At 69.4% G+C, this 12,339-nt stretch carries 12 protein-coding genes; 6 read left to right on the top strand and 6 right to left on the bottom strand.

The genetic code is table 11. The features are described from left to right. Positions 1-10: 10 nt before the first annotated feature. The 3 genes from N5K27_RS03855 to N5K27_RS03845 form a co-directional block, all read right to left on the bottom strand. On the bottom strand, positions 11-949 hold the full coding sequence (locus tag N5K27_RS03855) for an ion transporter (RefSeq protein ID WP_087840064.1): 939 nt from the start codon (positions 947-949) through the stop codon (positions 11-13). A 54-nt stretch (positions 950-1,003) separates the two neighbouring features. Continuing rightward, positions 1,004-1,336: a four-helix bundle copper-binding protein gene (locus N5K27_RS03850; RefSeq protein WP_087840063.1), complete on the bottom strand. Its 333-nt coding sequence runs from the start codon at positions 1,334-1,336 to the stop codon at positions 1,004-1,006. Positions 1,337-1,403: 67 nt separating this feature from the next. After that, complete coding sequence (locus N5K27_RS03845; protein ID WP_087840062.1) at positions 1,404-2,297, bottom strand: ketopantoate reductase family protein; 894 nt, start codon at positions 2,295-2,297, stop codon at positions 1,404-1,406. 364 nt (positions 2,298-2,661) lie between these two features. Here N5K27_RS03845 and N5K27_RS03840 point away from each other — a divergent pair, with 364 nt between their 5' ends. Then, positions 2,662-4,566 (top strand): ABC transporter ATP-binding protein, encoded by a 1,905-nt coding sequence (locus tag N5K27_RS03840; RefSeq protein WP_087840061.1) that lies wholly within the window; start codon positions 2,662-2,664, stop codon positions 4,564-4,566. 21 nt (positions 4,567-4,587) lie between these two features. On the opposite strand, the gene N5K27_RS03835 is transcribed toward N5K27_RS03840, so the two are convergent. Next, a complete protein-coding gene (locus tag N5K27_RS03835; protein ID WP_243724339.1) occupies positions 4,588-5,151 on the bottom strand; it encodes a LysE family translocator in 564 nt (187 codons plus the stop codon). Between the two features lie 95 nt (positions 5,152-5,246). Here N5K27_RS03835 and N5K27_RS03830 point away from each other — a divergent pair, with 95 nt between their 5' ends. Continuing rightward, on the top strand, positions 5,247-5,840 hold the full coding sequence (locus tag N5K27_RS03830) for a LysE family translocator (protein WP_132978826.1): 594 nt from the start codon (positions 5,247-5,249) through the stop codon (positions 5,838-5,840). A gap of 5 nt (positions 5,841-5,845) precedes the next feature. Then, positions 5,846-6,229 carry a nuclear transport factor 2 family protein gene (locus N5K27_RS03825; protein WP_132978825.1) on the top strand — a complete coding sequence of 128 codons (384 nt, stop codon included), beginning with the start codon at positions 5,846-5,848 and terminating at the stop codon, positions 6,227-6,229. A 1-nt stretch (position 6,230) separates the two neighbouring features. On the opposite strand, the gene N5K27_RS03820 is transcribed toward N5K27_RS03825, so the two are convergent. Next, positions 6,231-7,169: a LysR substrate-binding domain-containing protein gene (locus N5K27_RS03820; protein WP_132978824.1), complete on the bottom strand. Its 939-nt coding sequence runs from the start codon at positions 7,167-7,169 to the stop codon at positions 6,231-6,233. A gap of 193 nt (positions 7,170-7,362) precedes the next feature. Here N5K27_RS03820 and N5K27_RS03815 point away from each other — a divergent pair, with 193 nt between their 5' ends. Both N5K27_RS03815 and nhaA read left to right on the top strand, forming a co-directional pair. After that, positions 7,363-8,562, top strand: coding sequence for a low temperature requirement protein A (locus N5K27_RS03815; RefSeq protein ID WP_132978823.1), 1,200 nt, complete (start codon positions 7,363-7,365; stop codon positions 8,560-8,562). Positions 8,563-8,593: 31 nt separating this feature from the next. Then, on the top strand, positions 8,594-10,426 hold the full coding sequence (gene nhaA / locus N5K27_RS03810) for a Na+/H+ antiporter NhaA (protein WP_165962983.1): 1,833 nt from the start codon (positions 8,594-8,596) through the stop codon (positions 10,424-10,426). Between the two features lie 7 nt (positions 10,427-10,433). On the opposite strand, the gene N5K27_RS03805 is transcribed toward nhaA, so the two are convergent. Next, a complete protein-coding gene (locus N5K27_RS03805; RefSeq protein ID WP_132978822.1) occupies positions 10,434-11,951 on the bottom strand; it encodes a M28 family peptidase in 1,518 nt (505 codons plus the stop codon). A gap of 122 nt (positions 11,952-12,073) precedes the next feature. On the opposite strand from N5K27_RS03805, the gene N5K27_RS03800 reads away from it, so the two are divergent. After that, the coding region (locus tag N5K27_RS03800; protein WP_279814787.1) for an FAD-dependent oxidoreductase at positions 12,074-12,339 on the top strand (266 nt) is incomplete at its 3' end.

The raw sequence follows: 12,339 nt of genomic DNA, 5'->3' as shown, positions 1-12,339 counted from the left end.
TGCCCGAGCCTCAGCGCTCGCGCCCCGCCGGCTCCAGCGCGGCGCCGCAGTGCTTGCAATAGTTCGCATCATGGTCGAGGCCCGGCGTCAGGCATGCCTGGCAGGTACGGGCCGCCGCCCGGCGCCGCGCGCTTTCGGCCAGCGTCATCTCCATGGTCACGATACCGGTCGGCACGGCCAGGATGCCCCAGCCCAGCAGCATCATGACCGAGGCGATGAACCGCCCCAGCGCCGTATGCGGCGTGATGTCGCCGAACCCCACCGTGGCGATGGTGGAGATCGCCCAGTAGACGCCCACGGGAATGCTGGTGAAGCCGTACCGCGGACCTTCCACCACGTACATGATCGTACCCATGACCAGCACGATCAGCAGCACCACCGACAGGAAGACCATGATCTTGCGGGACGAGGCGCGCAGCGCCCGGCCCATCATCAGGTACTCCTCGGTGAAGAGGCGCAGCTTGAACACCCGGAAGATGCGCAATAGGCGCAGCACGCGTATGCCGATCAGGAAAGCCAGGTTGGGGGCCAGCAGCGCCGCGTAGGTGGGCAGGAAGGCCAGCAGGTCCACCACGCCGTAGAAGCTGGTCGCATAGCGCAAGGGGCGCCGCACGCACAGCAGCCGCAGCACGTACTCGATCGTGAACAGGACGGTGAAGGCCCATTCGAGGGGGCCGAACAGCCCGCCCAGGCGCTGCGACAGGAAGGCCACGCTGTCGGCCATGATCACGGCCAGGCTGGCCAGGATGGCCACGAACAGCAACTGGTCGAATCGCTTGCCGGCGGCCGTGCCGGTTTCGAACATCACCGCATACAGCGACCGCCTCCATCCCTTGTCCGGCCTGCCGAAGGCTTCGGCGATGTCGTGCTCGCGCTTCGTCGATGGAGTGTCCTGGACCACGCCCGCTCCCGCGCCAGGCGCGGTCCGGCGGCCCGCACGCTCTGGCATGGGGAATCATAGGATAAGCGCCGGGCACCCGCCAAGGCGCCCGGGGCCGCCGGCTCAGGCCGCCATGCGCTCGCAGGCATCGGCGCAGCTACGGCAGTCGGCCGCGCACTGGTCCATGCCGTCCAGGCCGTCGCAACTGTCGGCGCACTGCCGGCAGATCGAGGCGCAGTCGGCGCACACGTGGCGATGCTGCGGAACGCCGATCAACATGAAATGAGCGGCGATGCGGCATATCTCGGCGCACGCCATCATCAGGCGGAAATGGGGCGGCGCGACGTGCGCCCCGCCCCGCTCCAGGCAATGGTTCATGGCGGAACCCAGGCAGGACTGGTAGCAACGCAGGCAGGCGTCCACGCACACCTGCATTTCCTTGGGTACGGCATTCATCGTTCACCTCCGGATAACGTCCATGGGCAGCCCCGCCCGGCAGCACGTTCCGTTCCCGGAGCCGATCTCAGCCCCTGCGCGACTCCAGCAGCTTCACCAGGCTGTGGAGCATGCGGTTGGCCGGCGTGGGCACCCGCAGCTGGCCGCCCTTGCGGACGATGTAGCCGTTCAGGTGATCGATCTCGCTCGGCTTGCCGCGCGCGAGGTCCTGCGCGGTGGACGACAGTTGCGTAGGCATCGTGCGGCTGATGCGCAGCACCGCCTCCCAGGTATCCCCCGGCACCGCCACGCCGGCGGCGGCCGCCACCGCCAGGCACTCGTCCACCACGTCGCGCATGGCGTCCAGCACCCCTTCGCCCTCCACCAGCCGGCCATAGGGCAATTGCGTCGCGGCCGACAAGGCGTTGTAGGCGCAGTTCAGGATGAGCTTGGCCCAGAGCTCGCCCATGGCATTGCCTGACACCGTGGCCGGGATGCCGGCGGCGCTCAGGACACCGGCCGCCTCGTCGCTGCGGGGCGACGGCCCCAGCACGAGCTCGCCGCGCCCGTGATGGCGCACGTGCCCCGCGCCCGCCATCTCCACCGCCACGTAGACCACGGCCGGAACCACCGGCTGCGGCAGCAGGGCCTGCAGGCGCTCGGCGTTGTCGACCCCGTTCTGCAGGCTGAGCACGACGGCGTCGGCATCCAGGTGCGGGGCGACCTGCCGGCCCGCGTCCTCGGTGTCGGTGGACTTCACGCAGAACAGCAAGAGTTTCGCGCCGGCGACGTCCGCGGGATCTTCGCTGGCCCGCGCCGGCACGTGCCCTTGAAAGGACTTCGTCTCCAGCAAGAGGCCTTGCCGCCGGACCGCCTCCACGTGCGCGGCGCGGCCCACCAGCACCACGTCGTGGCCGGCGCGGGCCAGTATCGCGCCGTAGTAGCTGCCGACCGCGCCGGCTCCCATCACTGCTATCTTCATGTCCACCTCTGCAACTGGAGTCATTCGTTCCGGCAGGCCATGCCGCAGCACAAGTGTATGCCGGCGGCCACATTCGCCCGCCTGCGCCATTGCCCCGCCCGGGCACGGGCTGCTAGACTTTATGTTCGGCTTTTTGCCATCACTTTCACAACCCATCCAGGAGACGCAAAATGATCAATACGCGCATCGTCGTCTCCGGACCGGCTCCCCGGCACCTCTAGGTTGCCCCCGCGGGCGGTTTTCCTGCCTGCAATCACTCCCGGACGGTTTCCTGCCCTGCGCACGCCACAAGCGCGCGATGGCCCGTCCGTTTCCTGTTCCGACTTTGGAGACCCCGCTCCACCGCGAGCCGGGGCTGTCGCAAATGGCATCGAAGAAACTCGACTTCCGCGGACAGTCCTACAAGGACGTCCTTGGCTTCACTTTTCGCCACTGGGCCGAACAGCCCTGGCGCATCCTGACCATCATCGTCGCGGTCCTGCTGTCCACGCTGGCCAGTGTCGTGACGCCGCTGTACGCCGGCCGCCTGGTCGATGCCGTGGCCTCCGGCGCAGCCAGCGACACGGCGGCCTGGCAGGCCGCCATCACCGCATTCTGGATACTGGCCGCGCTGGGCGTGGGCGCCACGCTGCTGCGCCAGGTGGTATTCCTGAGCCTGACCTTCCTCACGCTCAAGATGATGAGCAAGATCGCGGGCAACGCCTTCCATCGCGTGCAGCGCTTCTCGACCGACTGGCATGCCAACAGCTTCGCCGGCTCCACCGTGCGCAAGATCACGCGCGGCATGTGGGCGCTCGACCTCCTGAACGACACGCTGCTGGTCGCCCTGCTGCCGTCCCTGGTCATGCTGGCGGGAGCGACCGTCCTGCTGGGCGCCACCTGGCCGCTGATGGGCGCGGTCATCGGCCTGGGATCGCTGCTGTACGTGGCATTGACGGTCATGTTGTCGCTCGGCTTCGTCGCGCCCGCCGCGCGCCTGGCCAACGCCTGGGACACGCGCATGGGCGGCGCGCTGGCCGACTCCATCACCTGCAACGCGGTGGTCAAGGCCTTCGGCGCCGAGGACCGCGAGGAAACCCGCCTGGCGCGGGTGATCCGCAAGTGGCGCATGCGTACCCGGCGCACCTGGGTGCGCGGCACGATCAACGGCGGCGTCCAGGGCGCGATGCTCGTGCTGATGCAGGCCGCCATCCTGGGCACGGCGCTGCTGCTGTGGTCGCGCGGGCAGGCCAGCGTGGGCGACATCACCTTCGCGCTGACGACCTTCTTCATGTTGCAAGGCTACCTGCGCGACGTGGGCATGGACATCCGCAACCTCCAACGCTCCATCAACGACATGGAAGAGCTGGTCGCGCTGGAACGCCAGCCGCTGGGCATCGAGGACCGCCCGGGGGCGCCGGACATCGCCATCGGCCCCGGAGAGATCCGCTTCGAGCACGTGGACTTCCGCTACGGCACCCACGACACGCCGCTCTACCGCGACTTCTCGATACGGATCGCGCCGGGCCAGCGGGTTGGCCTGGTCGGCCACTCCGGTTCGGGCAAGACGACGTTCATCAAGCTGATCCAGCGCCTGTACGACGTCAGCGGCGGCCGCATCACCATCGACGGCCAGGATATCTCCGCCGTGCGCCAGGCCTCGCTGCGCCAGCAGATCGCCATCGTGCAGCAGGAACCCATCCTGTTCCACCGCTCGCTGGCCGAGAACATCGCCTATGCCCGGCCTGACGCCACGCGCGCTCAAATCGAGCGCGCCGCGCGACTGGCCAGCGCCCATGACTTCATCATGGCCCTGCCCCACGGCTACGAGACCCTGGTGGGCGAGCGCGGCGTCAAGCTGTCCGGCGGCGAGCGCCAGCGCGTCGCGCTGGCTCGCGCCTTCCTGGCCGATGCGCCCATCCTGATCCTGGACGAGGCCACCTCCAGCCTGGACAGCGAAAGCGAGGTGCTGATCCAGCAGGCCATGGAACGCCTGATGGAAGGCCGCACCACGCTGGTCGTGGCGCACCGGCTGTCCACCGTCCGCGCGCTCGACCGCCTGCTGGTGATGGACAAGGGCCGCGTCGTCGAGGAAGGCACGCACGAGGCGCTGATCCGCATCGAGGACGGCGTCTATCGCCGGCTGTTCGAGAAGCAGGCCCTGGAACTGACCAAGGGCCTGTTGCTGGACGGCAATGCGTTGCGCCGCGCCGACGACGAGGACTGGCTGGCCGATCCGGACTCGCTGGTCGAGGATCCGGCCGATGCGCCGATGCCTCCGGGCAGGTAGTCCTTCCGCCGGGGCTGCCCGCTAGCGGCGTGCCTCGGTGGCCATGCGTACGGCCAGCCCCGCCAGCACCGTGCCCATCAGCCACCGTTGCACCACCAGCCACAGCGGGCGGCGCGCCAGGAAGGTGGCGATCGAGCCAGCCATGATGGCCACCGTGGCGTTGATGCTGATGCTGATCGCGATCTGCGTGGCGCCGAAGGCGAAGGACTGCGCCAGCACGCTGCCCTGCTCGGGCCGGATGAACTGTGGCAGCAGCGACAGATACATCACCGCGATCTTCGGGTTCAGCAGATTGGTCAGGAAACCCATCGCGAACAGCTTGCCGGGGCCGTCGCGTGGCAGCTCGCGCACCTGGAACGGCGAACGCCCGCCCGGCCTGACCGCCTGCCATGCCAGGTAGAGCAGGTAGATCGCGCCGCCCGCGCGCAACGTATCGTAGGCATAGGGCACCGCCATGACCAGGGCGGTGATGCCCAGTGCCGCGCACAGCATGTAGAACACGAAGCCCAGGGCCACGCCGCCCAGCGAAACCAGCCCGGCGCGCGGCCCCTGCGAGAGCGAACCCCGGCGCGCCGCAAAACTCAACGCCGCCTGAAAAAATCTCGCTGGCCGGCGCCGGGCACCGCGGGCCAGAATGCGCAACGGGGATCCGTCCCGCGATCCCGGCACGAAGAAGCACGATGGAGAACAGCCTTTTGCTCGGCCTGGTCAGCTACGTCTGCGTGATGTCCATCACGCCGGGGCCCAACAACGTGATGCTGATGTCCTCGGGCCTCCTGTTCGGCTTTCGCCGCACCTGTCCGCACATGCTGGGTATCCCGCTGGGCATGATCGCGCAACTGTGGCTGGTGGCAGCCGGGCTGGGCGTGCTGTTCGCGATGGAGCCCGGGTTGCAGCTGGCGCTGAAGGCAGCAGGCAGCCTTTACCTGCTGTGGCTGGCCGCCAGATTGTGGCGCGCCGCCGAAATGGAGGAGGCCCGCGCGAGCCGGCCCATCACGCTGCTCCAGGCCGTGGTCTTCCAGTTCGTCAATCCCAAGGCCTGGCTGGCCGCGGCCACCGCCATAGCGGCATTCACGCCGCCGGGCGGCGGCTACCTGTCCCACCTGCTGGTGATCTGCCTCGTGTTCGTCGCGGTCGGCCTGCCCTGCATCGCGATCTGGGCCGGCTTCGGCGCCGCGCTCAAACCCTGGCTGCGCCGCCCCGGCGTGGCGCTGCGGATCAACCGCGCCATGGCCGCCCTGACCGGGCTCACCATCATCCTGTTCTGGATATAGCAGACATGACCACCTTGTCCCGCAGCCAATTGCAAGCCCACGCGCACGCCTGGATCTCGGCCTGGAACCGGGCCGACGTGGATGGCGTCCTGGCCACCTTCGCCGAGGACGCGGAGTTCACCAGCGCCCTCGCCCTGCCTTACGCCGGCACGAGCCGGGTGCGAGGCAAGGCCGCGCTGCGCCGCTACTGGGAAGCGGCCTTGGCCGACCGCCCCGGGTTGAGGTTCGAACTCGTGACCGCCATCTGCGACGAGACGGCCCAGGTCCTGGTGGTGCACTACGTGGCGCTCCAGGGCGGCAGGCGGACGCGCGCCTGCGAAATCATGCAGTTCCAGGACGGCGTCCAGGTGCGCGGCGAGGCCCTGTACGGCGCTCCCGATTCCGCCTGACTCATCCGCCCGCGCAGGCCAGGCTGTCGTCCGTCTCGCCTTCCCCCGACGGCTCTGCCCGCATGGCCGCCGCCTGGGCGTGCAGCCACCGACTCAGGTTCCCCAATCTGCGGTCTTCCCGCAGTGCCGGCGGATAGACCAGATGGAAGCCCATGCCCACGGGCATGCGGTGCCCGAACACCGATTCCAGCCGCCCCGCGCGCACGCCGGCATCGGCCAGTTCCGCCACCGCGATCGCCACGCCCGCGCCATCGGCCGCCGCCTGCAGGGTCAATCCGCCCGAGTCCACCAGCGTGACGCATGCGGGTTCGAAGCGGCCGGCCGGCAAGCTGTCCATCCAGTCCCGCCAGCCAGGGCAATGCCGCGACACGAACAGATTGGACGCGCGCAGCGCCCGCAGCCTTTCGCGCGGCGTTCCCCCGACATGGCCGGGCCGGGCGTACAAATCCACCGATGCCTGGAACAACCGCTCGGCCACCAGCCCCGGCCACTGCCCCGCCCCCAGCCAGATACCGGCGTCGGCCTCCCCGGCGGCAAGGTCCACGCCTTCCTGGGTGGTCGATATCTGCAAGGAAAAGCCATGGCGCTCGAAGGGATAGCGCGCCAGGCGGGGCGACAGCCATTGCGTGGCGAACGAGGGCAGCATGTCCACTCGCAACGGTCCTTCCCGCCGCTCGCTGCGTACCGCGGCGACCGCTTGCGCGATGTGATCGAACCCCTGGCTCAGCCCTGGCCCCAGCCTGCGGCCGGCCTCGGTCGGCTCCAGCCGCGCACCGATCCGCTTCAACAGTTGCACCCCCAGCAGTTCCTCCAGCGCCCGAAGCTGGTGGCTGACGGCCGACGGCGTCACGCCCAGCTCCGCCGCGGCCTCCTTGATCGAGCGGTGGCGGACCGCGGCCTCGAAGGCTCGCAAGGCGTTGAGCGGAACGGGGATTCTCATGGGCGATGCTCCTTGGCGCGGCCGGTGCAAGCGGCCCCCATGCCGCGACGGAAGTTGTGCTAAGACAACAACCCCGCCTGATCCTCGGGCGCGAAGTCAGGTCCCGTGGCGCGGCGCGGGCGTTTCCGGCTATCTTAAACCGCGTGTCCGACCCCGACCGGCTGGCCTCCCGCACCGGCCGTCCCGCCCCGCCATGTCATCCGCTCCCCATCGCCATCCTCTCCTGCGCCACCGCGACGGGCACCATGCCCGCGTCACCTTCGAAGAATTGTTCTTCGACCTGATCTACGTCTTCGCCGTCACGCAGATCAGCCATCAACTCCTGCACCACCTGACGCTCACCGGCGTGATCGAGTCGCTGATCCTCTGGCTGGCCGTGTGGCTGGGCTGGCAGTACACCTGCTGGGTGACGAACTGGTTCGACCCGGAAACGCCGCGCATCCGCGGCCTGCTCTTCGCCACGATGCTGCTGGCGCTGTGCATGGCGGCCAGCCTGCCCGAGGCCTTCGGCGACCGGGCGCTGCTGTTCGCCGGGTCCTATGCCGCGATGCAGGTGGGCCGGACCGCGTTCATCGTCTGCCAGTTGCCCGCCGGCCATCCGCTGGCCGCCAACTACCGGCGCATGCTGGGGTGGCTGGTCATCGCCGCGGTCTTCTGGATCGCCGGGGCGATGGCCGAAGGGCATGAGCTGCGCGCGCTGCTGTGGCTGGTCGCGGTGCTGTGCGAATACGGCTCGCCCATGTTCGGCTTCGCCCTGCCGGGCATGGGCCGCTCCCATACCCGCGACTGGACCATCGAGGGCGGCCACCTGGCCGAACGCTGCCAGTTGTTCGTGATCGTGGCGCTGGGCGAGACGCTGCTCGCCACCGGCGTCATGCTGGCGGACACCGAAGCCTGGAACGCGGCCGTCGTCTCCGGCGTCCTGGCCACCTTCCTCGGCACCCTGGCGATGTGGTGGCTGTATTTCGGCACCTCCAGCAAGGATGCCACCGAGGCCATCACGAGCTCGGACGACCCCGGCCGCATCGGCGCCTATTTCCACTACATCCACGCCATCCTCGTGGCCGGCATCATCGTCACCGCCGTCGGCAACGATCTCGTCATGGCCCATCCGCATGAAGCCCTCGGGACGGCACAGGTCGTCGTGCTGGTGGCCGGTCCGGCCATCTACCTGCTGGGCAGCGCCATCTACAAGAAAGTCGTCTACGGTTCCATCCCGGGGTCGCACCTGGCCGGCGCGGTGGCGCTGCTCGTGCTGGTGCCCGTGGGCTATGCCGCGACGTTGCTGGCCATGGGCTGGCTGACCACCGCGGTCCTGACGGCCGTGGGCCTGTGGGAGACGCGCAGGCTCAAGCAGAGGCGCGCCCGGCAACCCGCGCCGCAGGCCCACTGAGCAGGCCGAGCCACTCCACCCAAGGAATCACGTGTCCGAAGAGAGCTTGACCGCCAGGCTGGAGCAACCGGTGGACGACAGCCGGGACCACGTCCTCGGCCCTGCCGATGCCGCCATCACCCTGGTCGAATATGGCAGCTACGCCTGCCCGTACTGCCGGGCCGCCAACGAACGCATCGCCGAAATCCGGCACCAGTTGGGCGACCGGCTGCGCTACGTATTCCGCCACTATCCGCTGCCGGGCAGCGACATCGCGCGCCGCGCCGCGGAACTGGCCGAACACGCGCGCGACGCCCGCCAGTTCTGGGACGCCCACGTCACGCTGATGACGCATTCGCGCACGCTCTCCGAGGAAAACCTGTCCCTGGTCGCGGGCCAGCTCGGCATCCCGCCCGCCGGCGCGCGGCAAACGGCCGACGACGAGGCGGCCCGGGCCCGGGTCGATGCCGACGTCGCCGGCGCCCGGGCCAGCCGGGTCATGGTCACGCCCACCTTCTTCATCAACGGCCGCCGCTACGACGGCCCCTGGGACGAAAGCTCGTTCACCGACGCCATGCTGCGCACGCCGGGCCATCGCCTGCGCAGCGTGGCGCAGGACTTCGCCGGCTGGGCGCCCTCGGCCGGCGTGCTGCTCCTGCTGGCGGCCGCGCTGGCAGTCCTGCTGACGAATTCCGGCCTGGGCGAGTCCTTCGCCGCGCTGTGGGAAACTCCCCTGGCGATCTCGTTCGGGCAGGCCGGCTTCGGCATGTCGCTGCTGCACTGGATCAACGACGGCCTGCTGACGATCTTCTTCCTGGTCGTGGGGCTGGAGATCAAGCGCGAGTTCACCGTCGGCCACCTGGCCAACCTGCGCTCGGCCGCGCTGCCGGTGGCGGCGGCCCTGGGCGGCATGCTCGTGCCGGCGCTGGTCTACAGCCTGATCGTTCCCGCCGGGCCGTGGTCGCACGGCTGGGGCGTGCCCATGGCCACCGACACGGCCTTCGCCATCGCCCTGATCGCGATGATGGGCAGCCGCGTCCCTACCGCGCTGCGGGTGTTCCTGACCGCAGCGGCCATCGTCGACGACATCGGCTCCATCGTCGTGGTCGCGCTGTTCTATTCCGGTTCGCTGAACCTGGGCTACCTGGCCGCCGCCGCGGCCCTGGTGGGCGTGCTGGCCCTGCTCAACAAGGCCCACATCTACCGCGTCGCGCCCTATGCGCTGACCGGCATCCTGCTGTGGGCCTGCGTCCATGCCAGCGGCCTGCACGCCACCATGGCCGGGGTGCTGCTGGCCATGTTCATCCCGACGCGGCCGCCTCCCAACCTGCCCACGCTGGTGGCGCAGGCCGATGCCATCCTGACGGCCGAGGCACGCCGCAGCGGGGAAGTCCTGCGGCAGGGACCGTCGCTGCCCGCGCTGGCCGCGTTCGATGCCATCCATGACCGCCTGGAATCGCCCGCCGACCGGCTGCTGCGCACGACCGGCGCGCGCTCCAGCTATGTCGTGCTGCCGCTGTTCGCCCTGGCCAATGCCGGCGTGGCGCTGGCACCCGACGTGCTGTCCAGCCATGGCCAGCTGTCGCTGGCCATCATTGCCGGGCTGGTCCTCGGCAAGCCGCTGGGGCTGGTGTCGGCCTCGGTCATCGCCGTCCGGCTGGGCATCGCGCGCAAGCCCGCCGATTATTCCTGGCGCCAGTTGGTGGGCGCCGGGGCGCTGGCCGGCATAGGCTTCACCATGTCCCTGTTCATTTCCGGGCAGGCCTTCCCGGTGGAAGCCGACTTCGCCGCGGCCAAGGTCGCGGTCTTCATCGGCTCCATCCTGTCCTCGCTGATCGGCGTGGCCGTTCTATGGGGCGCCGGCCGATCGTCGTCCGAAGGCTGACGCGCGGCTAACGCAGCGCGGGCAGGTGCCGCGGCCGCATATCGGCCGGCGGCGTGTAGGCGGCGCGCGTCGAACGCCGGGCGCCGTCCGCCGGCGCGGCCCGCAGGATGCCCTGCAGATCGTTGGCATGGTGCAGCGTCGCCGCCGCCACCGCCCGGCTGTTCAACGCCAGCGCGGCCGGGTCCAGGTTCGACAGGTCATCGCAGGCGGCGTGGTAGCAGGGATCGAACGTGATGCCGGCGGTGCCGCCCCACAGCGCCACATCCGCCTCGGTCTTGATCTCGTCCACGCCCGAGGAAATGCCGCCCGCGGGGATGCCCAGCGCGATGAACGGGCCGTAGTCCGAACGGCCGTCGAACGGCGTTCCCTTGAAGGGCGTGTTCCGCATCGCGTAGAAGCGCTCGAAGGTCCGCTCGATCACCTCGGAGCCGGCCGGTCCCGGCCCGTCGCTGCGGCCATCGGAGTTGTCGCCGTCATAGATGAAATACCCCGGATTGGGCGATCCGATCATGTCGAAATTCAGGTACATGGCGATCTTCGCCAGCGCCTCGGGCGCCAGCTTGCCGACGTAGTCGGCCGAACCCAGCACGCCGTCCTCTTCGGCGCCCCACAGGGCGAAGCGCAACCGGTACCGGGTCGGCGTGCGCGCCAGTTGTACCGCGGTCTCGAGCACGGCCGCCGATCCGCTGCCGTTGTCGTTGATGCCCGGGCCTGTCGATACCGAATCCAGGTGCGCGCCCACCATGACCACGTGGTTCTCGTCGCCGCCGCGGCCCTCGGCGATCAGGTTGAAGGTGGTCGCGGGCTCGCGCCGGGTCGAGGCGGCCACCCGCAGCACCAGGCCAGGCGTGGCGATCAGTTGCCGGCCCAGCGCCTGGGTCGTCTCAAGCACCGGGACCTCGATGCCCAGGCTCTGTCCCAACGCGCCGTGGACCATGCCTTCGGCATTGTTGTAGACCACGACGCCCGCGGCCCCCGCCGCCACGGCAAGGCCGATCTTCTGGTCGAAGCTGCAATCGCCCCGTTCGATCAGGGCGATACCGCCCGCCGGGAATCCGGCATAGTCCCGGGCGGCACAGCCACGGCTGCCCACGGCGTGCGCGCCGGCCGAGACGTCGCCCGATCCGGAATAGGTCATTACCCCGTGCTCGATATCCATCGCCGGTAGCGGCCCCACCTGGCGCAGCAGACTCCCGCCGAGGTCCTCGTACCGGACGAAATCGAAGGGCTCGCGCGTGACCGCATAGCCGGCGCCGCGCAGCACTTGCTCGGCATAGGCCGCCGAGACATCGTACCCGGGCGATCCCGAGGCGCGGTGTCCCGCGTTCGCCTCTGCGATGCGCGCGAACTCCCGCAGATGGGCCATGACGCCGTCGAGCGTCATGCAGGCCAGCAGCTTGTCTTCCGTGTCGTTGACCTGGCGCGCACAGGCGGTCTCGGGCGCGACGGCGCCGTCGCCGCCGCAGCTGGCAAGCGCCAGCACCGCGGTCGCCAGCGCCGCCAGCCGGGCCAGGCGCGGTTTCATGATCAGCAAAGCCAATGGAGCGTCCTTGAAGAAACGACGGCGATCGTAACAGAAGGTATCCGGACGACATAACGGCCGTGAATTACGATGTCTGCTTCCGGAAGAAGACGAGACGCCCGCTGATGGAACAAGTCGATTGCATCGTCATCGGGGCCGGCGTGGTGGGCCTTGCCATCGCCCGCGCGCTGGCCGCCCGGGGCCTGGAAACCATCGTCCTGGAGAAGGAGCTGGGGATAGGCACCGGCACCAGCTCACGCAACAGCGAGGTCATCCATGCCGGCATCTACTACCCCCCGGGCTCGCTCAAGGCCGGGTGGTGCGTGCGCGGCAAGCACCTGCTCTACGAATACTGTGCCCGGCGAAGCATCCCGCACCGGCGCTGCGGCAA

The organism is Pigmentiphaga sp. GD03639, from assembly GCF_029845405.1.
Lineage (GTDB): Bacteria > Pseudomonadota > Gammaproteobacteria > Burkholderiales > Burkholderiaceae_B > Pigmentiphaga > Pigmentiphaga daeguensis.
The sequence above is the reverse complement of the archived record's forward strand: the minus strand, read 5'-3'. Positions and strand labels throughout refer to the sequence as shown.